The organism is Allobosea sp. LC85 (assembly GCF_000735605.1).
GTDB lineage: Bacteria > Pseudomonadota > Alphaproteobacteria > Rhizobiales > Beijerinckiaceae > Allobosea.
In genome coordinates this window covers 256,912-281,817 of record NZ_JPKG01000027.1, presented here as the reverse complement: position 1 = coordinate 281,817, position 24,906 = coordinate 256,912, and the positions used below count along the sequence as shown (strand labels likewise).

The 24,906-nt window shown below is 65.6% G+C and carries 19 protein-coding genes; 5 read left to right on the top strand and 14 right to left on the bottom strand.

Features of this window, described 5'->3' with window-relative positions; translation table 11 throughout:
* Positions 1–88: 88 nt before the first annotated feature.
* On the top strand, positions 89–1,345 hold the full coding sequence (locus FG93_RS13475; RefSeq protein ID WP_043235031.1) for an aminopeptidase: 1,257 nt from the start codon (positions 89–91) through the stop codon (positions 1,343–1,345).
* 102 nt (positions 1,346–1,447) lie between these two features.
* Here FG93_RS13475 and FG93_RS13470 read toward each other — a convergent pair whose 3' ends face one another.
* Entirely contained in the window at positions 1,448–3,610 is a 2,163-nt protein-coding gene (locus tag FG93_RS13470; RefSeq protein WP_052513719.1) for a methyl-accepting chemotaxis protein, read from the bottom strand.
* Between FG93_RS13470 and FG93_RS32885 the strand changes: the two genes are divergently transcribed.
* Both FG93_RS32885 and FG93_RS13465 read left to right on the top strand, forming a co-directional pair.
* Entirely contained in the window at positions 3,600–3,890 is a 291-nt protein-coding gene (locus FG93_RS32885; protein WP_161783819.1) for a hypothetical protein, read from the top strand. The genes FG93_RS13470 and FG93_RS32885 overlap by 11 nt on opposite strands.
* Before the next feature lie 138 nt (positions 3,891–4,028).
* A complete protein-coding gene (locus FG93_RS13465; RefSeq protein WP_043235029.1) occupies positions 4,029–4,238 on the top strand; it encodes a hypothetical protein in 210 nt (69 codons plus the stop codon).
* 20 nt (positions 4,239–4,258) lie between these two features.
* On the opposite strand, the gene FG93_RS13460 is transcribed toward FG93_RS13465, so the two are convergent.
* The 3 genes from FG93_RS13460 to FG93_RS31215 form a co-directional block, all read right to left on the bottom strand.
* Complete coding sequence (locus FG93_RS13460) at positions 4,259–5,320, bottom strand: class I SAM-dependent methyltransferase (protein WP_043235155.1); 1,062 nt, start codon at positions 5,318–5,320, stop codon at positions 4,259–4,261.
* Between the two features lie 566 nt (positions 5,321–5,886).
* The gene (locus tag FG93_RS13455; RefSeq protein WP_043235028.1) at positions 5,887–8,172 is read right to left on the bottom strand and encodes an NADP-dependent malic enzyme; all 2,286 of its coding nucleotides are present in this window, start codon (positions 8,170–8,172) and stop codon (positions 5,887–5,889) included.
* Between the two features lie 129 nt (positions 8,173–8,301).
* Positions 8,302–10,134, bottom strand: coding sequence for a methyl-accepting chemotaxis protein (locus tag FG93_RS31215; protein WP_052513718.1), 1,833 nt, complete (start codon positions 10,132–10,134; stop codon positions 8,302–8,304).
* A 199-nt stretch (positions 10,135–10,333) separates the two neighbouring features.
* Here FG93_RS31215 and mutS point away from each other — a divergent pair, with 199 nt between their 5' ends.
* Positions 10,334–12,988: a DNA mismatch repair protein MutS gene (mutS, locus tag FG93_RS13445; RefSeq protein WP_244448610.1), complete on the top strand. Its 2,655-nt coding sequence runs from the start codon at positions 10,334–10,336 to the stop codon at positions 12,986–12,988.
* Here mutS and FG93_RS13440 read toward each other — a convergent pair.
* The 3 genes from FG93_RS13440 to FG93_RS13430 form a co-directional block, all read right to left on the bottom strand.
* Positions 12,985–13,848: a C40 family peptidase gene (locus tag FG93_RS13440; protein WP_043235025.1), complete on the bottom strand. Its 864-nt coding sequence runs from the start codon at positions 13,846–13,848 to the stop codon at positions 12,985–12,987. The genes mutS and FG93_RS13440 overlap by 4 nt on opposite strands.
* A 46-nt stretch (positions 13,849–13,894) precedes the next feature.
* On the bottom strand, positions 13,895–14,248 hold the full coding sequence (locus FG93_RS13435) for a MarR family transcriptional regulator (RefSeq protein WP_043235024.1): 354 nt from the start codon (positions 14,246–14,248) through the stop codon (positions 13,895–13,897).
* 130 nt (positions 14,249–14,378) lie between these two features.
* Positions 14,379–15,767 carry a M17 family metallopeptidase gene (locus FG93_RS13430; RefSeq protein ID WP_043235022.1) on the bottom strand — a complete coding sequence of 463 codons (1,389 nt, stop codon included), beginning with the start codon at positions 15,765–15,767 and terminating at the stop codon, positions 14,379–14,381.
* Positions 15,768–15,881: 114 nt separating this feature from the next.
* Here FG93_RS13430 and FG93_RS13425 point away from each other — a divergent pair, with 114 nt between their 5' ends.
* The gene (locus FG93_RS13425) at positions 15,882–16,763 is read left to right on the top strand and encodes a tetratricopeptide repeat protein (protein WP_081881520.1); all 882 of its coding nucleotides are present in this window, start codon (positions 15,882–15,884) and stop codon (positions 16,761–16,763) included.
* A 150-nt stretch (positions 16,764–16,913) separates the two neighbouring features.
* On the opposite strand, the gene FG93_RS13420 is transcribed toward FG93_RS13425, so the two are convergent.
* The 7 genes from FG93_RS13420 to FG93_RS13390 form a co-directional block, all read right to left on the bottom strand.
* On the bottom strand, positions 16,914–18,728 hold the full coding sequence (locus FG93_RS13420; RefSeq protein WP_043235021.1) for an ABC transporter ATP-binding protein: 1,815 nt from the start codon (positions 18,726–18,728) through the stop codon (positions 16,914–16,916).
* Complete coding sequence (locus tag FG93_RS13415) at positions 18,725–19,615, bottom strand: ABC transporter permease (RefSeq protein WP_043235020.1); 891 nt, start codon at positions 19,613–19,615, stop codon at positions 18,725–18,727. The genes FG93_RS13420 and FG93_RS13415 overlap by 4 nt, the downstream gene beginning before the upstream one ends.
* Positions 19,612–20,550: an ABC transporter permease gene (locus tag FG93_RS13410; protein WP_043235018.1), complete on the bottom strand. Its 939-nt coding sequence runs from the start codon at positions 20,548–20,550 to the stop codon at positions 19,612–19,614. Before FG93_RS13410 ends, FG93_RS13415 begins: the two co-directional genes overlap by 4 nt.
* A gap of 189 nt (positions 20,551–20,739) precedes the next feature.
* Positions 20,740–22,293 carry an ABC transporter substrate-binding protein gene (locus FG93_RS13405; protein WP_043235017.1) on the bottom strand — a complete coding sequence of 518 codons (1,554 nt, stop codon included), beginning with the start codon at positions 22,291–22,293 and terminating at the stop codon, positions 20,740–20,742.
* A 118-nt stretch (positions 22,294–22,411) separates the two neighbouring features.
* Positions 22,412–23,125, bottom strand: a complete 714-nt coding sequence (locus FG93_RS13400; RefSeq protein WP_043235015.1) for an SDR family NAD(P)-dependent oxidoreductase — start codon at positions 23,123–23,125, stop codon at positions 22,412–22,414.
* A 12-nt stretch (positions 23,126–23,137) separates the two neighbouring features.
* Positions 23,138–24,295, bottom strand: a complete 1,158-nt coding sequence (locus FG93_RS13395) for an FAD-binding oxidoreductase (RefSeq protein ID WP_043235014.1) — start codon at positions 24,293–24,295, stop codon at positions 23,138–23,140.
* Between the two features lie 14 nt (positions 24,296–24,309).
* A complete protein-coding gene (locus FG93_RS13390) occupies positions 24,310–24,738 on the bottom strand; it encodes a RidA family protein (protein ID WP_043235013.1) in 429 nt (142 codons plus the stop codon).
* Between the last annotated feature and the right edge of the window lie 168 nt (positions 24,739–24,906).

Below are 24,906 nucleotides of genomic sequence, written 5' to 3'. Positions count from 1 at the left end.
CGAGTTCTTGTTGCCAAACCGCAAAGACGCCCTGATCGGCTGCGCATGATGCCGATCAGGGACTTGCCAGCATGAGAGGCCGCATTCCATGACCACGCATCAGCCAAAAATCCTGGCATCGATCGATCCCGCCAAGCTCGACCGGCTCGCCGAAGTTGCCGTCAGGGTCGGTCTGAATCTGCAGGCCGGGCAGGATCTGTTCCTGACCGCGCCGGTCGCCGCCCTGCCGCTGGTGCGGCGGATCGCCGAGCATGCCTACAAGGCCGGCGCCGGGCTCGTGACGCCGATGCTGTCGGATGAGGAGGTAACGCTTTCGCGCTATCGCCATGCCCCGGATGCGAGCTTCGACCGGGCGCCAGGCTGGCTCTATGAAGGTGTCGGCAAAGCCTTCGCCGCCAACACCGCGCGCCTCGCCATCGTTGGCGACAACCCGATGCTGCTGTCAGGGCAGGATCCGGCCAAGGTGGCGCGCGCCAACAAGGCCAACTCGATCGCCTATCAGCCCGCTCTCGAGAAGATCGCGGGCTTCGATATCAACTGGAACATCCTGGCCTACCCGACCGCGTCCTGGGCTCGCCAGGTTTTCCCGGATGAGGCAGAGGACATCGCCGTCGCAAAGCTGGCCGAGGCGATTTTCTCTGCCTCGCGGGCCGACGTTGCCGACCCCATTTCAGCCTGGGCTACGCATAATGCGGCACTCCGCAGCCGGACATTGTGGCTGAACGCGCAGAACTTCCACTCACTGCACTTTTCCGGGCCGGGCACCGACCTGACGATCGGGCTTGCGGACGGCCATGAATGGCAGGGCGGCGCCTCGACTGCCAAGAACGGCGTGACCTGCAATGCCAACATCCCGACCGAAGAGGTATTCACCACGCCGCATGCAAGGCGGGTCTCCGGCCATGTCGTCAGCACCAAGCCGCTCTCGCATCAGGGCACGCTGATCGATGGCATTTCGGTGCGCTTCGAGGAGGGGCGCATCGTCGAGGCCAAGGCCACGCGTGGCGAGGAGGTGCTGAACAAGGTTCTCGACACCGACGAGGGCGCGCGCCGCCTCGGCGAAGTGGCACTGGTGCCGCATTCCTCGCCGATCTCGCAGAGCGGTATCCTGTTCTACAATACGCTCTTCGACGAGAACGCCTCGTGCCATATCGCGCTCGGCCAATGCTATTCGAAATGTTTCGTCGATGGCGCCAGGCTCACACCCGAGCAGATCGCGGCGCAAGGCGGCAACAAGAGCTTCATCCATATCGACTGGATGATCGGCTCGAACCAGGTCGACATCGACGGCGTGCACGCCGATGGCAGCCGCGTCGCAGTCTTCCGCAAGGGCGAATGGGCCTGAACACCCTCACATCAGGCGACGCCTCTCTGCTGACACGAAAAGGCCACCGGGCGAACCCGGCGGCCCTCAATTCGATGTGAACCGTGCCCCAGGGCGGAAGGCTCAGAACTCTTCCCAGCCTGCATCGGATGCGCGGCCGTTGACGACCTTCTTGGCCGGCATGACGGGGCGCTTCGGCGCAGCCTTGGTCTGCGCGAAGGCCGCCTCCGCAAGCTGGCGCAGGCGCTCGGGCTCGGCCCCGCCTGCATCGATCGCCTCGATATCGGAGGCACGCAACGCCGGCGGCGCGTAGGGCGCCGCCTTGGTCGCAAGACGCGCGGGGCGGAGCGCCATCTGGGTGACGGCCGCGGTCGCGACCGGGGCAGCCATCTGCCGCGCCTGATCCGGCCCGGTCCGGAAGGCCGCTACGAGGTCATTGAGCTGGCCAATCCGCTGCGTCAGCGACGCGGCGGAGGCAGCACTCTGTTCGGCCAGGGCCGCGTTCTGCTGAGTCATTTCGTCGAGATGCGCGACGGCCTGACTCATCTCGTCGATGCCATTGGCCTGTTCGCCGGATGCGGTCGAGATCTCGGCGATGGTGGCTGCGACCTTCTGCGAGGCGTCGAGGATTTCGGTCAGGGCCGCACCGGCCTGACGCACGAGTTCGACGCCCTCGGTGACCTCTGCATTCGAGGAGGAGATCAGCCCCGAGATGTCCTTGGCGGCGGCGCCCGAGCGCTGCGCCAGGGTACGCACCTCAGAAGCAACGACCGCAAACCCCTTGCCGGCATCGCCGGCGCGGGCTGCCTCGACCGCCGCGTTGAGCGCGAGCAGATTGGTCTGGAAGGCGATATCGTCGATCACGCGGATAATGTCGGAAATCTTCTTCGAGGCGCTTTCGATGCGCGCCATGGCCTCGACAGCCCTGCCGGCAATCTCGCCGCCCGACTGCGCAGCGCGCATCGCGTCCCCGGCGATCGTCGCGGCCTGTTTCGAAGACTGCGCCGAAGCCTTGACCGAAGCAGCAAGCTCCTCCGTCGTTGCGGCGGTCTCCTCGAGCGAGGACGCCTGCTCCTCGGTGCGCTTCGACAGGTCGTCGGCGCCCGTGTTGATCTCGCGGGACGCCAGACCGACATCGCCGGCGGTCACCTGGATTGCTCGCACGGTCGAGGACAGCCGATCGACCGTCTCGTTGATCGCGCCCTTGAGATCGGCGAAGCGGCCGCGATAGGTGGTATCGACCCGGTTCGTCAGGTCACCGGAGGCAACGGCCTGCAGCACCTTCGCGAACTCGGTCGTGGCAGAATCGACCACCGCGTTGATCTCGTTGATGCCGCTGATCAGCTTCTGCATCTGTTCGTCAGCGCCATCGATGGCGAGCCGCGCCGAGAAGTCACCGGACGCAGCGGCGGCAACGACCTCGCCGACATCCGACACCACAGAGGCCATCGACTCGGCCTGACGCAGGCGACGCTCCGCACTTGCACGCTCTTCCGCCTGCAGCGCGGCGACCTGCTCGGTGCTCTCACGCAGCACCGCGACGGCGCGGGCCATGGTGCCGATCTCGTCCTGACGGGCGACATGCGGCACATCGATCTTGGTATCGCCGGCAGTCAGGCGCTCCATGACAGCGCTGAGGGCGAGGATCGGCGAGGTGATCGAGCGCTGCGCGAAGATCAACGCCGCAGCGAGCGCGCCCAGCAAGGTCACCAGCAGCACCAGCGGCAGGACCAGCCTGGCTTGCTTGGTGAAGGCAGCCGCCTCATCGCCGAGCGCGTTTCCGACATCCTCGTTGCGCTTGCTGAATGCGACCAGGAGATCGTTCACGGCCTTCCGGTTCGCCCGGTTCAGATCGGTATTGCCCTGCGCATTGGCCGCAGCAGCCGAAACCTGCCGTCCGATCCGAACGGTTTCAGTTCGATAGGTAATGAAATCCGCGACGGCCTTCTCGATCTGGGAGACACGCTCCCGCTCGCTGGCCGGTGAGAGCGCCTTCAGCCGTTCGACGAGCTGCCGCATCTGCGGAAAGCGATCCTCCAAACCCTTGCCGTATTGCTCGATCTCCTGCGCATTCTTGGCCATGTAGATGCCGCGCGACTCCATCACGATGCCGGTCACGTGCCCGTTGAGCCGCTCGGTCAGCAAGGCGATGTCGCCCTGGTTGCTTGCGCGTTCGTTCAGACTATCCGCCTTTGAGAGTGCGTAGAAACTCAGCACTGCCGAAATGACCGCGGCCGCTGCAACAATGACCAGCATGGTCAGGATCTTGATACGGATGGACTTCATCGAACTGCGCCCCGACGCATTGTCTTTTTTTGTTATCAACGCGACACGCTCGCGCGTGGCTGCGGCCAAGAAGAGGGAGCCCTTGCAGGCAAGGGCTGGCGGACAGGCAGCACGGCAAGGCCGCGCGTTTCCCATCAAATCCCCAGAATCTGTAAAGAACGCTTTAAGCAGAGTGCTCGAGTTCACTTCCCGGCGAGCATTTCTGCGCAATTGCAGCATTTCAAGTAGTCCAGCACAGCGCCTGGATACTTCGGTACCTTTGCAAATAGTTCAATCATGATTGAACTTGAGGAAGGCGCACCCCGCTGCGGCTGTCGGGCAGGACTGTGTTCCCGTCACATTCCGCTTCGGCGTTAACGTCTTACTGACCCTGCGGAACGAAACTGACGACACGATTCGCCGTCAGTTAGAGTTCCCAATGGGCCAGATCCTGCAGTTCCGCTTACCCGTACAGCCGCTCACCATCCCGGAACCGCTGGATATCGACCTTCTGACAGCCGTCGACGTCGCGCTGCGCGACCTCGCCGAGGTCACGCAGTACATCACCCTGCCCTCGGCACGGGAACAGGCGGAGGCCTGCCGCTTGATGCTGCAGGATGCCTATGACGCGGCGACGACCACCGGCTGAAACGCCGGGTGGGGTCACTTTCAGGCCCGAACTTCGAAGATCATGTTGAACGGAGTCTCGGTCGCACGGCGGAAATGCGAGAAGCCGGCATCGAGCACAACTTTGCGAAGACGCATCTCACCGGCCTGGGCGCCAAGCCCGAGGCCAACCTCCTGAGACAGGGATGCCGGCGTGCAGATCAAGGTCGAGGCGCCGTAGTAGATTCGGCCGACCGGGTTGAGATTGTCCTTCAAACGATCATGCGCGAAGGGTTCGACGATCATCCACGTGCCGTTCGGGCCCAAGGTCTCCTTGACGTGCCTGCCTGCGCCGACCGGGTCGCCCATGTCGTGCAGGCAGTCGAACATGGCGACGAGATCCCAGGACCGGCCCGGAAAGTCCTTCGCGCTGGCCTGCGCGAATGTCACGCGGTCGGCGACACCAGCTTCCTCCGCCGCAACACGCGCACGTTCGATCGAGGGCCCGTGATAGTCGAAGCCCGTGAAGGTAGACCTGGGATAGGCCCGGGCCATCAGAATGGTCGAGGCGCCATGGCCGCAGCCGACATCGGCGACGACGGCCCCCTCCTCCAGACGCTCCTGCATGCCGTCCAATGCCGGAATCCAGTCTGCCACAAGATGGCTGTTGTACCCGGGCCGGAAGAAACGTTCGGTGCCGCGAAACAGGCAGTTGCTGTGCTCATGCCAGCCCAAGCCCTTGCCGGTCCGAAACGCTTCCGCGACCTTGGGTTCGTCGATCCACATCGACTGGACGATTTCAAAGGCGCCCGCGAAAAAGGCGGGGCTGTCGTCCTCTGCGAAGACCATGGCCTGTTCGGGGGTCAGGCTGAAGCGGTCTTCGCCCTCGTCATAGGTCACATAGCCGGCGGCCGCCTGCGCTGACAGCCACTCCCGCAAATAGCGTTCCTTCAAGCCGGTCTTCTGCGCGAGCATCTGAGGGCTGACGGGCTCCCCGTCCGCCATCGCCTTGAAGAGCCCAAGTCTGTCGCCGAGCACAACCAGGGCGCCCGAAACGGAGGCGCCGACATCGCCAACGAGATTGCCGATCAGGGCATCGAGTTTCTGCATATCGGGTTCGCGCATCATGTCCTCCCGATCGAGCGAACTCATCCGGCGTCGACGGACAAGTCCCGTTTCAAGTTGGATTGTGCAGAAGAAGGCCCGAGAGCGCAGGGTCCGCCCGCTCCGTGGCAATTTCAGGACTGGTCCAGCCTTCGCACTGAGCCGGCGCCGGGCTGAAACCAGAGCGGAGAACCCTGCAACAGGTAGGAACCATGTCGCGTGGCGACAAATCCGCCTGCACCGACAAGCAAAAGCGCAAGGCTGGCATATCGAGGAGAGCTAGATCATCGGACCGGATATCGTATCCGGTCCGATGATCTAACCTTCTGTGTTCGCATCGGCTTTGCCCCGAAAACCGCAATCCACTTTTCGGGCCGATGCTTTATGAGGACCGCGGCGTCCCGCATGAGGAGGCGAACGACGTACCCGGGCCACCGTCGACAAGGAAAGCGGCGGCGGCAACAAGCGGTTCGGGCCGCGGCATACCGGATACAAAGGTCTCGGCCAGGAAGGCGGCCGAGACCTGCAGGAAGAAGGCGTCTTGAGCACCCGGCCCGCCATTGCAGTCGCAATGACGACCCGTGCGTTCAGCCCCCGATATTGAAGGCGGCGAGCGCTGCCATGTTGACGATGTCGGAATCCTTGGCGCCGAGCGGCACGATCTGCACCGGCTTGTCGAGACCGACGATCAGCGGACCGATCACGGTCGACCCCCCGAGTTCCTGCAGCATCTTGGTCGAGATCGACGCCGAGTGGAACGCCGGCATGACAAGCACATTGGCCGGTCCGGTGAGACGACAGAACGGGTACTGGCTCATCACGTCGCGGTTGAGCGCGACATCGGCCGCCATCTCGCCGTCATACTCGAAATCGACGCGCTGCCCATCGAGGATCTTGACCGCTTCACGGACCTTCTCGGAGCGCTCACCGGCCGGATGACCGAAGGTCGAGAAGGCCAGCATCGCAACCTTTGGCTCGTAGCCGAGACGGCGTGCAACGCCTGCCGCCTCGATGGCGATCTCGGACAGGTCCCGCGCCGAGGGCATCTCCGTGATCGCCGTGTCGGCGACGAGCACGGTGCGGCCGCGCGAGATCACCACGGAGACCCCGATCAGCCGGTGCCCCGGCTTGTCGTCGATGACGCGCCGGACTTCCTCCAGGGCGATCGAGTAGTTGCGGGTGACACCGGTCACCATCGCATCGGCATCGCCGAGCGCCACCATCGCGGCGGCGAAATGGTTGCGGTCCTGGTTGATCAGGCGCTGGCAGTCGCGGAACAGGTAGCCATGCCGCTGCAGGCGCTCATAGACATACTGGGCATAGGCCGAGTTGCGATGCGAGAGCCGGGCGTTCTGGATCTCGATGCCCTTGGCTTCCAGATCGACGCCGAGGAAGGTCGCGGTTTCGCTGATCCGATCCTCGCGACCGACCAGAATGGCGTGACCCAGCCCCTGATTGACGAAGGACGTCGCGGCGCGAATGACCTGCTCCTCCTCGCCCTCGGCGAAGACGACCCGCTTAGGGTAGCGGCGAACCCGCTCGAAGATGCGGTTCAGCGTGCCGGCGACGGGATCGCGCCGCGCCGAGAGCTGCGCCTTGTAGGCTCCGGTATCGACGATCGGTTTGCCGGCAACGCCCGTTTCCATCGCCGCCTTGGCGACCGCCATGGGCACGACATGAATCAGCCGGGGGTCGAATGGGACAGGGATGATGTAGTCCTTGCCGTAGCGCGGGCGCGCGCCCTGATAGGCGGCGGCCACCTCGTCCGGCACATCCTCGCGTGCGAGCGAGGCAAGAGCCTCGGCAGCAGCAATCTTCATCTCCATGTTGATCGTGGTCGCGCGGACATCGAGCGCGCCACGGAAGATGAAGGGGAAGCCGAGGACGTTGTTGACCTGGTTCGGATAATCCGAGCGGCCCGTCGCCATGATGGCGTCGTCACGCACCGCAGCGACCTCTTCCGGCGTGATCTCCGGGTCGGGATTGGCCATGGCGAAGATGATCGGGTTCGGAGCCATGGAGCGAACCATGTCCGACGTCACCGCACCTTTCTGGCTGAGGCCGAAGAAGGCATCCGCGCCCTCCATCGCCTGGGCGAGCGTGCGCCGGTCGGTGACGGCAGCATGGGCCGACTTCCACTGGTTCATGCCCTCGGTGCGGCCCTGATAGATCACGCCCTTGGTGTCGCAGAGGATGACGTTGTCCGGCTTGAAGCCCATCGCCTTGAGCAGTTCGGTACAGGCGATGGCCGCAGCGCCCGCGCCATTGACGACGAGCCTGGTCGTCTTGACGTCGCGATCCGTCAGATCGAGCGCGTTGATCAGGCCGGCGGCGGCGATGATCGCGGTGCCGTGCTGGTCGTCATGGAAAACCGGAATGTCCATCAATTCGCGCAGGCGCTCCTCGATGATGAAGCATTCCGGCGCCTTGATATCCTCGAGATTGATGCCGCCGAAGGACGGACCGAGATAGCGCACCGCATTGATGAAGGCGTCGGCATCCTCGGTGTCGACCTCGAGATCGATCGAGTCGACGTCGGCGAAGCGCTTGAACAGCACCGACTTGCCTTCCATCACCGGCTTGGAGGCGAGCGCGCCGAGATTGCCGAGCCCGAGGATGGCCGTACCGTTGGTGATCACCGCCACGAGGTTCGAGCGGGTGGTGTAGTCATAGGCGCGCGACGGATCTTCGGCGATCGCCAGCACCGGCACCGCAACGCCCGGCGAATAGGCCAGCGAGAGGTCGCGCTGCGTCGCCATCGGCTTGGTCGGTACGATCTCGAGCTTGCCCGGCCGCCCTTGCGAATGAAACAGCAGCGCCTCCTGATCGGTGAAGGTCGGGCGGGCGCGTTTGGTCGGCGGGCTATCGTTCATGCGACTGTTCTTTTTGTGAGCGTTTCCTGAAGGGTATCGACATTAGGTCAGCCCCCAGCCGCACCACAAGGAGCGATTGCGGATCAGGCGTGATGACGATGAGGCAAGAATGGAAGACGGTCGCCGGGTTCAGAGCCTGCCGCGGACGCTGCGGACGAAATCGCCGACATAACGATCGAGCGCGACCGTCTGCTCGCTGACCTGGCGCGCGGCTTCCACCACCTGAATGGCACTCTCGCCGGTCATTCGGGCCTCGCCACCGACGCTTCCGACACTTTCACTGACCGCATTGGTGCTGCCGGCGACGAGCACGGCGTCCGTGGCAATGCTGGAGACGATCCCGGCCTGGCGGCCGACGACCTCGGCAATGGCGCTGGAGGTCTGCTCGATCGCGCCCATCGTGCCTTCGATCCGCGCGATCGCGTCTGAAGCGGTGGAGGCGGCGGAGCGGATATCCTGCAGCGTGTCGGCGATGTCGCGCGTCGCCTTCTGCGTTTGCTCCGCCAGGTTCTTGACCTCTCCGGCAACGACGGCAAATCCGCGCCCTGCCGCGCCGGCACGCGCCGCCTCGATCGTGGCATTGAGTGCGAGCAGATTGGTACGGGAGGCGATATCCTCGATGAAGGCGAGCACGGAGCTGACCTTGTCGGCAGCCTCGGTGAGACCCGAAACATCGCGGCGTGTGGAGCGGACATAGCTCGCCGCCTCGCGCGCGGTATCGTCGGCGTGCAAGGTCTGGCGCGTCAGCTCGCGGATCGAGGCATCGATCTCCTCAGCAGCCACTGCAACACTGCCGACGCGCTGGGAGGCGTTCTCGGCCTGGCGTGTGACGTCGACTGCGCGCAGCGCCGTGCTATTGGCGTTCTCGGCCATCTGGCTCGCGGCCCGGTGCATATCGCGCACCGAAGAGCCAACCTGCCGCAAGGCTTGCCCCACCGTGACTTCGAGATCGCCGGCAAGTTCGGTCAATGCTGCCTTGCGCTGCTCCTCCAGGGTCTGCTGACGCGCTTCCAGGGTTTTCTCGTCGGTGATGTCGAGCAGGATGCCATCCCAGACCACCGAGCCGTCCGCCATCTTGCGCCGCGTCGATTCGCTGCGCAGCCAAACGATTGCTCCGTCGGTGCCGTGGTAGCGCGCCTCGAAACGCCAGAGCGTGGCTGCCCCCTCCGGCGCCGCCCGCAACCGCTCGAAGCGCTCCCGATCCTCGGGCAGCATCTTGCCGAGCCAGATTTCGGGGTCGCGCTCGACCTCTTCCCTGGTAATGCCGAGCGACTTGTCGATGGAGAAGGAGGCGAACCGATAGCTCGTCAAACCCTCGGGATGGAGGGTGCGCTGGTAGAGCGTGCCCGGCGCCCGCTGGATCAATGTCCGCAGCCTGTAGGAGTTCTCGCGCCGCTCACGGTCATTATTGATGACGAGGCCAACGAGCATTGTGCCTGCAGCACTGACCGCAATCATGACCGGCACAGCCTCGCGCAGAAACCGCTCGGCGACTGCCCAGCCCGGCATGAAGGCCACGGAGGCAAGCAGGCAGCCGGCCCCGACCAGGCTCAGAGCCGCAAGATCGCGGAAGGCCAGCGGGCTCCTGCGCCGCCCCAGCCAGGCGGCGTAGGCGACGCCGGCAAGAGCGTGCAGCACGATTCCCGCCACCCCGGTCGGCATGCCGGCTCCGCCACTGGCGTAACGCATGACCACAAGCGGAACAGCCGTCAAAGCCGCTGCCAGGGGTCCTCCAACCGGCCCGGCCAGGATGGCGAAGACATTGCGGGAATCAATGGCGATGCCGGGCTGGAGCACGAAGGGATGCGCCATGCTGAGCAGGCCGCCAATCGAAAACAGGACGCCGACACAGCATTGGCGCAGCCATGGCCGCCCCTCGATCAACGGGGCCGCTATGGTCAGGATCAACGCTGCAAGCAGCAGGAAAGAAAGACTTTCGACGAGACTGATCAGAAGCAGCATGAACGGGCCTTGGGCCGGAATGACGAAATGACCGTGCTTTCAATTGTTGAAAGTCTCGCTAACGGATGGCGGCGCGCGTGGTTTTTGATAGCGTCCGCCGGCCATGCGCCGCGACATTCCTGAATCCCCGAGCCTTCCCGAAGCAACGCGTTCCGTCCCGAAGGCTGCGGTCGCGGTCGACGCCGGCCGCGTCACGCCGATGATGGCGCAGTATGTCGAGATCAAAGCGGCCAATCCCGACTGCCTGCTGTTCTACCGGATGGGCGATTTCTACGAGCTGTTCTTCCGGGACGCCGAGATCGCCTCGCGCACGCTCGGCATCGTGCTGACCAAGCGCGGCAAGCATCTCGGCGAGGATATCCCGATGTGCGGCGTACCGGTCGAGCGCGCCGACGACTATCTGCAGCGCCTGATCGCCGCCGGACACCGCGTCGCTGTTTGCGAGCAGACCGAAGACCCCGCGGAAGCGAAGAAGCGCGGCGGAAAATCGGTGGTCCAGCGCGACGTCGTGCGCCTGGTGACGCCCGGCACCATTACCGAGGAGCGATTGCTCGAGCCCGGCCGCGCCAGCCTTCTGGTTGCGGTTGCTCGCCGCAAGCTCAGCGATTCGAGCGCACTCTACGGCCTCGCGTCGGTTGACATCTCCACAGGACGCTTCTCGGTCATGGAGACCCCGCCGGAGCGGCTCGCCGTCGAGTTCGCCCGGCTCGAGCCCCGCGAGATCGTTTGCCCGGAAGCGATCCACGACGACCCCGAACTGAAGGAATTCTGGCGCGAGCTCACCGTGCCGGTGACCCCTCTGGCTCGCGAGGGCCTCGACGCGGCTTCGGCCGAGCGCCGGCTCAAGGAGTTCTTCGGCGTGGCCACGCTGGATGCCTTCGGCGCCTTCAGCCGCGCCGAGATCGCGGCCGCCGGCGCGGCGCTGGCCTATGTCGAACGGACCCAGTTCGGCGCCCGCCCGCCGCTGTCACCACCCGTCCGTGATTCCGGCAGCGCGACCATGCTGATCGACGCTGCGACACGCGCCAATCTCGAGCTGACGCGCACGCTTTCGGGCGAACGCACCGGGAGCCTTCTCTCCAGCATCGACCGGACGGTGACGCCCGGCGGCGCGCGGTTGCTGGCCGAACGGCTTGCCGGCCCGCTGACCGAGCCGGCAGCGATCGCCATGCGGCACGACGCCGTCGAAGCGTTGCTGAACGACGCTCCGCTGCGCGAGACCCTGCGCCGAGAGCTCGACCATGTGCCGGATATCGCCCGCGCCCTGGCCCGGCTCTCGCTCGATCGCGGCGGTCCGCGCGACCTTGCGGCGCTGGGCGCAGGCCTGAGCGCGGCACGAGCGATCGCCCAGTCGCTCGGTGGCCACGACAATCTGCCGGAAGCACTGACGATAGCCGCCCGAACGCTGGCCGCAACCGACCCGGCCCTGCCCGCCCGGCTGACCGAGACCCTGGCCGACGATCTGCCGCTCAACCGTCGCGACGGACGCTTCGTGCGTGACGGCTACGACGCGGCACTCGACGAACTCCGTCTGCTTCAGGTCGATTCGCGAAAGGTCATTGCGCAGCTCCAGGCGCGCTATGCGGCCGAGACCGGCAGCCGCACCTTGCGCATCAAGCATAACTCCATGCTCGGCTATTTCGTCGAGGTGCCGCAGGCCGTTGGCGAGGACTTCCTGAAGGAGCCCTGGCGCGCCACCTTCGTCCACCGCCAGACCATGTCGGACGCGATGCGCTTCTCCTCGGTCGAACTCGGCGAGCTCGAATCCAAGATCGCCTCCGCCGCCGACCGCGCACTGAAGCTCGAACTCTCGGTCTTCGCCTCGCTCAATACCGCCGTTCTGGACGAAGCCGAGCCAATCAAGGCCGCAGCGCTCGCGCTCGCCGAGATCGATGTCGCAGCAGGCCTCGCGGCACTCGCGGCCAGCGAAGGTTGGACGAGGCCCCTCGTCGATGACGGCGCCGACTTCACCATCAAGGGGGGGCGCCACCCGGTGGTCGAAGCGGCATTGAAGCGCGATGGAAAACCCTTCGTCGCCAATGACAGCGAGCTCTCGGCTCTTGGCGCAGCCGACACCGGCGGTCGCATCTGCCTCATCACCGGCCCGAACATGGCCGGTAAATCGACCTTCCTGCGGCAGAACGCGTTGATCGCCGTGCTGGCGCAGATGGGCTCCTATGTGCCCGCTGCGAGCGCCCATATCGGCATCGTCGACCGGCTGTTCTCACGCGTCGGCGCCGCCGACGATCTCGCCAGGGGACGCTCGACCTTCATGGTCGAGATGGTCGAGACCGCCGCGATCCTGAACCAGGCCGGGCCGCGCGCGCTCGTCATCCTCGACGAGATCGGCCGTGGCACGGCGACCTTCGACGGTCTGTCGATCGCCTGGGCTGCAATCGAGCACCTGCACGAGATCAATCGCTGCCGGTCGCTGTTCGCGACGCATTATCACGAGCTGACAGCACTCGGAGACCGGCTGGCGCGCGTCACCAATGCCACGGTGCGGGTGACCGAGTGGAATGGCGAGGTCGTTTTTCTGCACGAGGTCGTACCCGGTGCCGCCGACCGCTCCTACGGTATCCAGGTCGCCAAGCTCGCCGGCCTGCCGCCGGCCGTGGTCGAGCGGGCCCGCGCCATTCTCGGAGAACTGGAGAAGACGGAGCGCGAGAAGCCTGTCGCCTCGTTGGTCGATGATCTGCCGCTCTTTGCTGCGCCGGCGAGGCGACCTGCGCCCATTGCTGCGGCCGAGGCTGCCCCGGACGCGCTGCGCGAAGCCCTCGCAGCGCTCGACCTCGACGAGATGACGCCGCGAGCTGCGCTTGACGCCCTCTATCGGCTGAAAGCGCTGGATTAGGTGCCAGTTATCCGCCGGATGCTGGTGATGGCGCCGAAGCTCTTGACCAGGATCCGGTCGCGAGCCGTGCGCAGCGGCTCCCGATAGACCGTCATCGTATAGCCATTGGCATGCAGCAGCGTCTCGGCGTCGGTCATGATGCCGACATGCCCCTTCCAGAAAACGAGGTCCCCGCGTTTTAAGCCGACGAGGCTGTCATCGAAGGCGATTGGCTCGCCGATCGCCGCTTCCAGCATGTCGGAATCGCGCGGCGAAGCGATCTTTGCCGCGGCCAGAGCCAATTGGGTGAGGCCGGAGCAATCGAGGCCGAGGCTGGTCTTGCCGCCCCAGAGATAGGGGACATGCTCGAAGCGCTCGGCAACGGCGACGAAATCGGCCTCGCCCTCGCCGAGTTCCGCGAGATGCGCGCGCCAGACATGGCCGCCATCGGCGAGCACAAGAAAATTGCCGCTCTCACCAGCGACGGCCAGGCCGGCGCCCAGTGACAGCGCGGCAAGCGGCGGCAGTTTGATCGAAGCGCCGGGATAGACGAAGGTCCGCAGTGCACGAACGCGGTGCGTCGGCGCGGGCACATCGGCACGCAACGCATCGTCCGGCAAATAGCCGACATAGCCGTCGGCGCCGAGCTGGCCCCAGGCCCAGCCCTCATGCTGCTCATAGACCTGCACGACTTCGCCCGCGAGCGCCTCCGTATCGAGAGGAGCGTCGGGGCGCGGCTCGCGCCGAACCGGCGCGAAGGGGGCGACGACGCGCATGGTGACGGGGTCGGCATAGGCGCGCGCTTCGACCTGGCCCATCAGGTGCCGGGCGGCAAGGTCGGGACGGACCGGTGTCAGTCGGCGATCGAGAATCGTGTTCATGCGGGCACCATAGCCGGAGCCTGTTGATGCGCGAAGACGCCTTTACTCAACCCGGCCCGAGCTCGCGCGCCCGTTGCACCACCAGATCGGCCAGCCGCTCGACGGCAAGGGCCCCGGCCACCGTGCGCTGGATCACGACATTGCGCCGGTCGAACTCGTCGCGCCTGCGGGTGACGAGGCCGAGCTTGCCCATCGTGTCGAGCGCGCGGGTGATCACAGGCTTGGTGACGCCGAGCTGCTGGGCAAGCCCGCGCACGGTATGCGGTGGCAACTCGAGATAGATCGTCAGCAGGATCGCGGTCTGGCGGGCCGAGAGGTCTGCCTGACCGTCATGCACCAGATCGAGATGCACCTGCCGCCAGAGCCTGAGCGCCTGCGAAGGCCTGATCTCCAACGCCATGACTGATACGACCCCCGATCGTTACGGGTCCGTATCATTATCGCGCCAAGCCACGGCTGCAATCGCTCTCGTCGAACAGACTTAATCGCCGACTATCAATGGCATGCCGCGCGGAGATCGCCGGGCCTCATCACCGAGCCTTCGGATAGAGCTGCTTGACCAGCGCATAGGTCAGGCGCGCGGCCTGACATTCGCCGCCCTCGGGGCGACCGGGCTTCGACGACGGGTTCCAGGCATAGATATCGAAATGCGCGTAGGACTGTGTCTTCTCGACGAAACGATTGAGGAAGAGCGCAGCAGTGACGGAGCCGGCAAACGAGCCCCCGGAAACGTGGTTGACGTCGGCGATCTTGGAGTCGAGCAGCCCGTCATAGGGCGGCCAGAGCGGCATGCGCCAGACCGGGTCGTTCACCGCCTGCCCCAGCCGAGAAATCTCGACCGCGAGCCCTTCGTCATGGGTGTAGAAGGGTGGCAGATCAGGACCGAGCGCGACACGGGCGGCGCCAGTCAGCGTCGCATAGTCGATTAGCAGTTCCGGGGCCTCCTCATCCGCCAAGGCCAGCGCATCGGCCAGGATGAGCCGGCCCTCGGCGTCGGTGTTGCCGATCTCGACCGTCAGCCCCTTGCGGCTGCGGAGCACATCGCCCGGGCGGAAGGATGCGCCGGAAACGGCATTCTCGACGGCGGGCACCAGCAGGCGCAGCCGTACCGGAAGTCTCGCCTGCATGATCATGCGCGCAGCGGCGACTGCGGCCGCGGCCCCACCCATGTCCTTCTTCATCAGCAGCATGCCGGCATCTGTCTTGAGGTTGAGCCCCCCGGTATCGAAAGCCACGCCTTTGCCGACGAGTGTCACCTTGGGATCGGCCGCGTTGCCCCACGCAAGGTCGATCAGGCGCGGAGCGCGCGGCGACGCCCGACCGACGGCGTGGATCATCGGGAAGTTGTGCTCGAGCAGATCATCCCCGACGACGCTGCTTACGCTCGCACCAAAATCTTGCCCGAGCTGGCGGATCGCAGCCTCGATCTCGGCGGGCCCCATATCGCTCGCCGGCGTATTGACGAGATCGCGCGCGATGGCGACCGCCGCGGCGAGCGCGCTCAGCTCCACACCATCGACGCCCTCTGGCAACACCAACCGGGCGCGGGCCGGCTGCGGCTTGCGATAGCGCTCGAAACGATAGGACTGGAGCAGCCAGCCGAGCGCCGCAAGGCCGGAATCATCGACCTCGCCCTCCAGACGATAATCGCCCTCCGGCAGCATCGCGGCGAGCCGTCCGGGAGCAAACGGGTCGCGCCGCCGCGCCGATGCCCCCTCGACACCAAGGAGCACCGCGCTGACGGCACCCGCTCCGTCCGGCAGCACAACATGCTGCCCAGGGCGCGCTGCGAAGCCATGGGCCTTCGCGAAGCGCGCCGCCTCGGGCGCAAGGCGCTCGAGCAGTGCCGGCCACCCCGCCTTCGAGACGAGATGGACCGGGACGGCGAAAGGCGCAGAGGCAAGGAGCAGGCTGTGCACGGCTGAAGGGACCTGTTGGAGAGGGTAATCGGCGAGGCCAGTTAAGGAAGCATTAGGGTTAACGTTTTACCACCAGAACGACCAGTTCTCTCTCGTGGCAAGGCAATCCGGCCCATGTCCCGCTGCTTCCCAGCAGTCACGTATCGTTCGGCTGCGGCCTCCCGCGGCGGCCTGTTGGCAGTGCTGTGCCTCGCCTCGCTCGCGCTGGCCGGCTGCCAGGGCCGCGGCGGGATCGGCGACGTTACCGGCTCCATCGGCAGGTCCGCTCCGACCCAGCCACGCGGGCCCGCCGAATGGCGCGCCGAGGCCGACCAATGGGGCAAGCGCTACGACGCGAACCAGAAGGACCGGAATTCCGCTTTCTATTATGCCCGCGCGCTGCGGGCGCTCGACCAGAACGCACAGGCCCTCGCCGTTCTGCAGAACGCGGTGCTCGTGCACAGCGACGATCGCGAAATGCTCGGTGCCTATGGTCGTTCGCTGGCCGATAACGGCCGCTACAAGGAAGCGGACGAGGTGCTCTCGCGTGCCCATTCGCCGGAACGGCCCGACTGGCGCATCCTGTCGGCACAAGGCACCGTCGCCGACCAGCTTGGCGAACATGCCCGCGCCCAGCAGATCTATGAGACTGCCCTCAAGCTCGCTCCCGGCGAGCCCACGGTGATGTCCAATCTCGGCCTGTCGCTCGCGCTGTCCAAGCGCTTGCCGGAGGCCGAGCGCGTGCTGCGCGAGGCTGCGAACTCCAACCGGGCTGACGCACGAATCCGGCAGAACCTCGTTCTGGTGCTCGGGCTGCAGGGCAGATTTGGCGAAGCGGAAGCGCTGGCGCAACAGGACCAGAGTCCGACAGAAGCGGCGGCAACGATCGCTTATCTCAAGCGCAGCGTCAGCCAGCCCAACAGCTGGAACATGCTCAAGGGCGGCAGCAAGGCAAAGACCGCGGCATCAGCACAGACCGAACGCGCAGGTCGGCATAACCCTAGCCCACAGGGCTAGCTCATCGGACCGGATGAGCTAACCTTTTTGTGTTTGCATCGGCCCGAAAACCGCAATGCACTTTTCGGGCCGATGCGTTAGGCCCGCTGTCCGCTCACCCAGGGCCTTCTCCGCAACGCCAATTGGCGCGCCTGCCGCGCACGAATCGCTTCACAATGCCTGCCTGACGAAATGGCCGGGAGCCGTCTCCACCAGCGTTTGCCTTGGCGCAGACCAGTCCAGGGTGCGGATCGGGCTGGGGATCTCGTCCACCGCAAGTTCGCGGCGCAGGCTGCGCCGGGCCGGATCCGGCACCGGCACCGCCGAGAGCAGCTTGCGTGTGTAGGGATGCTGCGGGTCGGAGAACACGGCTTCGCGTGGGCCGAGCTCGACGATCTCGCCGAGATACATCACCGCGACCCGGTGGCTGACGCGTTCGACCACGGCCATGTCATGCGAAATGAAGAGGTAGGCGAGGCCGAACTCGGCCTGCAGGTCGAGCATCAGATTGAGCACCTGCGCCTTCACCGAGACGTCGAGCGCCGAGACCGCCTCATCCGCCACAACCAGCTTGGGCGAGAGTGCCAGCGCGCGTGCAATCGCGATACGCTGGCGCTGGCCACCGGAGAATTCATGCGGGAAGCGCACCCCCATCTCGGGCGCCAACCCGACCCGGCGCAAGAGGTCCGCGACGCGCTCCTGCGCTTCAGTGCCCTTGGCGAGGCCATGGACCAGGATCGGCTCCGCCAGCGCGCTGCCGACGCTCTTGCGTGGGTTCAGGCTGGCGAAGGGGTCCTGGAAGATCATCTGCATGCTGCGGCGAACATCGAGCAGATCGGCCTTGCCGAGCTTGGTGACGTCGCGGCCACCGAAGCGCACCGTGCCCGCCGAAGGCTCGATCAGCCGCAGGATCGAACGGCCGGTCGTCGACTTGCCGCAGCCGGATTCACCGACCAGGGCGAGCGTTTCGCCACGCTGCAAGGTGAAGGAGACATCCTCGACCGCATGCACCCGGCCACGCAGCCGCCCGAGCACGCCGCCGCGAATGCCGAAGCGCGTCGTCAGCCCTGAGACCTCGAGCAGCGGCGCCTCACCTGCCTTGACCGTATCCGCCGCTTCGACCGGCTGGCCACGCACCTCGCCATTGTCCGGGTCGATCCGGGGAAAGCGCAACGGGAGACCGTGCCCCAGCATGTCGCCGAGCCTGGGCACGGCGGCGAGCAACGCCTTGGTGTAGCCGTGGACGGGCGAATTGAAGACCTGCGCCGAGGGCGCGTCCTCGAGCTTGCGGCCCTTCCACATCACCACGACTCGGTCGGCAATCTCGGCGACGACGCCCATGTCATGGGTGATGAACAGAACGGACATGCCCTCTTCGTCCTGCAGCGTCTTGATCAGCTCAAGGATCTGCGCCTGGATCGTGACGTCGAGCGCCGTCGTCGGCTCGTCGGCGATCAGGAGCTTTGGCTTGCAGGCGAGCGCCGTCGCGATCATCACGCGCTGGCGCATGCCACCGGAGAGCTGGTGCGGGTAATTGCTGAAGCGGGCCTTCGCGGAGGGGATCCGCACCCGTTCCAGCATCCGCAACGCCTCGGCCTCGGCTGCCGCCCTGTCGAGCCCACGATGGTAGCGCAGCACCTCGGCAATCTGGAATCCGACGGTGAGCACCGGGTTCAGGCTCGTCATCGGTTCCTGGAAGATCATCGCGACATCATTGCCGCGAACCTTGCGCATCTCCTCTTCCGGCAGCGCCAGCAGGTCGCGCCCCTCAAGCGCGATCCTGCCTTCGATCCGGCCGTTGGCAGCCGAGACCAGCCGCATGATCGAAAGCGCGGTGACGCTCTTGCCGGAGCCGGATTCGCCGACGATCGCAACCGTCTGCCCCGGTGCGACGTCGAAGCTGAGATCTTCGACGGCCCAGCGCCATTGCCCGCCAATGCGGAAGGCGGTCTGCAGGTTCTGGACGGAAAGGACCGGTGCGCTCATCGCTCGCCCTTCAGCTTGGGATCGATGGCATCGCGCAGACCGTCGCCGAGGATGTTGAGTGCGAAGACGATGATCAGGATGGCGAGGCTCGGCGCCAGCACCAGCCAGTAGCTGTCGAGGATGTTCTCGAAGCCCTCGCGGATCATGCCGCCCCAGGTCGCAACCGGCGGTTTGACGCCAAGCCCGATGAAGGCGAGCGAGGCTTCGGTCCGGATCGCGTTGGCGAGCCAGAGCGAGGCCATCACCAGGATTTCGGGGAAGATATTGGGCAGGATGTGCCGGGCCATGATCCGCGCATCGGAGAAGGCGAGCGCGCGGCCAGCTTCGATATAGTCGCGCTCCTTTACCGAGATGGTCGGCGCGCGGGCGATCCGTGCAAAGGAGGGGATCGACGTCAGCGCGATCGCGATGGTGATGTTCTCCATCGAGGGGCCGAGCATGGCGACCAGGATCAGCCCGAGGATCAGCGAGGGGAAAGCGAGCAGGATATCCATTGCCTGCATCACGACCACGTCGAAACGTCCGCCATACCAGCCCGCGAGGATGCCGATCAGCGAACCGGCAAGCATCGCGATGACGGTCGACGCAATGCCGATCACCAGCGAGATCCGGGCGCCGTAGAGCAGGCGCGAGAGGATGTCGCGCCCGAAATAATCGGTGCCAAGATAGTAGTTCTCATGCGGCGGCTGCAGCCGCGACAGGATGTTCTGCTCCAGCGGATCATGCGGCGCGATCACCGGCGCCAGCACGGCGGCAAGGATCACCGCAACGACGATGACGAGCCCGACCCAGGAGGTCTTGTTGGCATTGAAGGCGCTGATCGTCGCCTTGAGCCAGCGCAACCGCGGCGGGGCCACCGGCGCGGCATCATGGACGGAGGCGCTCATGACAGCTTCACCCTGGGGTCGGCGAGGGCATAGGTCAGGTCGGTCGCGATGTTCACCAGCACGACGATCAACGTGTAGATCACCATCATGCCCTGCAGCATCGTGTAGTCGCGCTGGTTCAGCGCTCCGACAATGAGCTTGCCCAGCCCGGGCCGGTTGAAGACGATCTCGGTCAGCACCGAATTGCCGATCAGGATGCCGAGATAGAGCCCGACGATGGTGATGATCGGGATCAGCGCGTTGCGCAGGGCATGCCGCCAGACGACGACGCGCCAGGGCACACCCTTGGCGCGGGCGCTGCGGACATAATCCTCCTGCATCACTTCAAGCATCGCGGAGCGGGCGACGCGGGTGATGTAGGCGGCCATGATCAGGCCGAGATTGAGCGCCGGCAACGCCATGGCCTGGAACCAGGCGGAGGCAGAGCCCTGGCCGGCGCTGATCACCGGGAACCAGCGCAGCATGATCGCGAAGACGATCAGCAGGATGATCGCCGAGACGAAGGGCGGGAAGGATAGGCCGAGCAGCGAGGCGATCCGGGTGACATAGTCAGGCATCCGGTTGCGGTTGATCGCCGCCCAGACGCCGAGCGGCACCCCGATGACGATGCCGATCGCCATCGAGACGATGGTCAGCTCGATCGTCCAGGGCAGGACGGCGAGGATCTCCTGGATCACCGGACGGCCGGTCACGAGCGAAACGCCCCAATCGCCCCTGAGTGCGCCGGACAGGAAGGTCCAGTATTGCACGGCGATCGGCGCATCGAGCCCGAGCCGTGTGCGCATCGCGGCGATCGCGGTCGCGTCCGCCTGGTCGCCGAGGATGACCTGCGCCGGATCGCCCGGCACGATCCGGACAACGACGAAGACGAGTGAGAGTACGGCCCAGAGCGTGACGACTGCGAAGCCGAGGCGTTTGACGAGGAAGGCGCTCATGCTGCCGCCATGCCTGACATAAGGAAGATCCCGGAAGCGGGAGGCTGGATTGCCTCGCGCGGAACCACAACCATCATCCCGACAGAAGCAGCGGGATGCAGTATCGAGCGCCGAGGCCTCTGCTGGTGCCGGGCTCTGCGCTTCGATGTATCCGGGGAGACGAAGATCCGCATCCCCGGACCGAGACGATCACTTGGTGAAACGCGTGGTTTCCAGGACCGGCGGGCCGAGATTGAGCGAGGCCCTGAGCTCGTAGCCGAGATCGAGGCTGTCCTTATAGGCCCAGAGCTGCATCATCTCGTTGACCGGCACGGCGCAGACCTCCGCGATGATCTTCCCCTGTGCCGTCTTCCAGAGCGCCAGCTGCTTTGCCTTGTCGGTCTCGGAGCGGGCCTGGTCGATCTCGGCATCGGCAACCTTGCAATGCGAGAAATTGGTCACTGCCGTCGGCGTCTTCACGATCGCGCGCGAGTGGAAGAACTGCGAGAGATAGACGTCGGCAACCGGGAAGCGCGCGGCCTGGAAATGTACCACCTGCGACAGATCCTGGCGGATCTGCTGGTGGAAGGTCGCGTGCTCGACCGGCTGGATCTCGAGTGTGATACCCGCGCGCTTCAGCAGCGCCTGCACAGCCTCAGTGAAGCTCAGCATCGAAGGCAGCGTGGTGTTGATCGCCTTGATCGTCACGCCGTTCGGGAACCCGGCCTCGGCCAGCAAGGCCTTTGACTTTGCCAGATCGAAGGGCAGCAGCGGGGCCTTCTCGTCAGTGCCGAGATAGCCTGACGGCACCACCGAGACGCTCGGGCGCGAAATGTTCTTGCCGCGGAACTGCCAGATCGCATTGCGGTCGATGGCATGCGCGATTGCCTGGCGGACCTTGAGATTGTCGAGCGGCGGCTGACTGGTGTTGAGGTGGAGCACCGACATCTCGGCCGGCCCCATTGCCACGACCTTGACGCCGGGCAAGGCGTTCATGCGGTCGACCCAGGCCTGCTCCTGCCGGCCGAGCATCATGTCGAGTTCGCCGGACTGGAAGGCGAGGTCGCGCGAGGAATCGGAGGGGATGAAGCGGTAGAGGATCTCGGTCAGCTTCGGCTTGCCGCGGAAATAGTTCGGGTTGGCGACGAGCTTGGCGTATTGCTGCGGGACATATTCGGAGAACATGAACGGGCCGGTGCCGACCGGCTTCTTGGCGAAGCCGTCCTTGCCCAGTTCCTCGGCCGCCTTCTTACAGATCATGTTGCCGCCATGGTAGTTCATGACGATGCCGAGCAGGCTCGGGACTGCCTGTTTCAGCGTGATCTTCACCGTGTATTTGTCGGGGGCCTCGACCTTGTCGAAGGCGCCGTAATCCGACGAGAAGGCGGAGCTTTCCTTGGTCGCGGCGCGGTTCAGCGAATAGACCGCGTCCTCGGAGGTGAATTCGCCATAACCGTGGTGGCACTGCACGCCCTGGCGCAGCTTGAACGTCCATTCCTTGCCGTCGGCCGAGGCGGTCCAGCTCTCCGCGAGATCGGGCTCCATGAATTCGGGCGAGAGCTCGCCCGGCTTGATGCGGACCAGGCCGTTGAACATCCATTGCAGCATCGCCTTGCCAGGCGTGCCGGAGTTCAGATGCGGGTCGAGCACGCCGGCATCGGCGCTCTGCATGCCGACGGTCAGGACCGTCTTCTGGGCCAGCGCCGGGCTTGCCATGAGCGCGCTCGCCAGCATGGCGGCGAGGATTGAACCGGTTCGTTTCATTGCTGTTCCCTTCTTTTCTTGGATGTCGACGATCCCGGGTTTCACGCCGGTGATATCGGGGCAGGGCGGTGATCCCGTGGGATCCTGGCCCGTCCTGTCCCTGTCTTGGAACCTGCGCCTAGAGCGTATCCTCCAGCCTGCAATTGACCAGCAATTCTGCGATGGCAGCATTGTTGGGCAGCGCGATCATGGTGGCAACCAGCCGTGCCAGATCCTCCGGTTGCGTCATTGCGTCGGGCGGGAGTGCCGTGCTGGCTGCGGTCATGTCGGTCCGCACGAAGGAGGGGCAAAGCGCGGTCGCGCGAACGCCCTTGTCCCAGGCGATGCGCCGCGCTGCATGGTTCAGCGCGATCATCGCATGCTTGGTCATGTTGTAGGCGATGTGGTCGTTGCGCACCCGCTTGCCCGACATCGAGGAGACATTGACGATGCGCCCCGCCCCGCTCGCCTCCAGATGCGGCAAGGCACAATGGATCAGGTTGAGCGGCCCCTTGCAGTTCACCGCCCAGATCGCGTCGAGCTCAGCCTCGTCCGGCATGCGCAGCGTCATCGCGCTATGCATGCCGGCATTGTTGACGAGCCCGTCGATCCGCCCGAAGCGGGCAGCGGCGGCATCGACCCAGGCGCGCTGGCTGGCCCAGTCGCGCGCATCATAGCGGGCGATGTGGACAGGCGCGGCATCCCAGCCAGCACTCATCGCCTTCAGCGAGGCGAGGTCGCGCCCACCCAGGCTCAGGCTGTAGCCCTCCGCATGGAGCACCTCGGCGATAGCGCGGCCGATCCCGCGATTGGCGCCGGAAATCAGGATCACGCGTCCATCGGGGGCAAGCATGTCGGGCGTCCTCTAGCCGTGCAGGGTCGGTTCGGCATCGCGTTTCGTGGCGCCGGCAAACCGATCCAGCCTGAAGGGCGCAAGATCGAAGCGCGGCTGCCGCGACAGGGCGAGATCGGCCAGGATCTCGCCCGTGACCGGGCCGATGCCGAACCCATGCCCGGAGAAGCCGGCGGCAATGATCAGCCCCTCGATGCCGGTATGGGCGTCGATTGCCGGCAGGGCATCGGGCGTCAGGTCGATCAGTCCGCCCCAGAGCCGCGCGATCCCGGCATCGGCGAACGCCGGCAGCACCTGCGTGACCCGCGCGATCAGCGTCGCGATATCGGAGGCGCGCGGCGCAAGGGCATCCGACGTCCAGGAGCGCGGCTCATGCGGCCAGTCGCCGATGCCGGTGGTGACGCGCAGGCGCCCGTCGATCTCCTGCCGGCCCGCGGCATCGGCATTGGCGACGCCGAAAACCTGCTCGAACAGCGGCGGCAGCGGCACGCTCTGCATCACGCAGACGAGCTTCACCATCAGCGGTAATGCAAGTCCGAGCGGCTGCAGCAATTCGGGCGCGTGGATGCCGGTTGCAACGATCACCCGGTCGGCCGGAACCACCTCGCCGCTCATCGTCTCGACACCGGTGACTCTGGAGCCTGAGCACGTCAATGCGCGGACCGCCACATCCTCGCGGATGATGGCGCCGTGACGGGACGCCGCTGCCGCAAAGGCGCGCACGGCCAGGACCGGGTCGGCATGGCCGTCGCCGGGGCAGAAGGAGGCCGCAAGGATCGACGGGCCGATCGCCGGCGCAATGGCACGGATCGCAGCGTTGTCAGGCAGATAGTCGATCTCGAGACCGAGCTGCCGCTGCTGCGCCACCAGTTCGCGGATCGTCTCGGTTTCCGCCTCGGTACGGGCGAGGCGGAGATTGCCGCGTCGGCGATAGCCCGTCGCGGCATCGAGTTCCGTATCGAGCCCGCTCCAGCGTTCAACCGCGGCCTTGGCGAGCGGAAGTTCGGCCGGGTCGCGCCCGGATTGCCGGACGCCGCCGAGTGTCCAGCCCGAGGCCATCGACGCCAGGCGGCGCGCTTCGACCAGCGTCACGGAATGGCCGGCGCGGGCGATCTCGTAAGCGGCCGCGACGCCGCTGATCCCGCCTCCGACGATAACGACATCCGGCATGGCAGCGCCTCGGCTCAGGAGAGGTCGACGCTGATCCGCTTTTCGGCTTCGCCGGGGTTGCGGCGCTTATAGGCGGTGACCTCGAACTCGACCTTCAATTCGGGCTGGCCGAGCGGCGTGCAGGTCGTGGTATTGGCGGGGTCGATACCCCTGAACTTGCGGCCGACCACTTCGTTGACTTCTTCCATGTCGGCGATGTTCGGCACGAACACCTTGATTGCGACCACGTCCTTCAGCGCGGCGTCGACCGCCGCGAGCGCGCCCTCGATATTGCTGAAGGCCTGCTCGGCCTGGCCCCGGGCATCACTGGCGATGGCGCGCGTCTTGTAATTCCGTCCGGCCGTATTGGAGACGAAGATCATGTCGCCGGCGACCACCACGCGCGAATAGCTGTTCAGCTCCTCGTATTTGCTCCCGGATTTGACTTTGATGATCTCGCTCACAGGGCTTCTCCTTGAAGGCGCAGTCGGTGGGAAGGCGACGGGGCTCGCCGCAGGTCGGTCACTCACCTCGCCGGCTCAAAGCCAGCAAGATTGGTATATACCATTCAAGTGATGCAGCGCTGTCAAGGATGTCTCGGGAGGAGGATTGGAGGGTGGGATGGGAGAGTG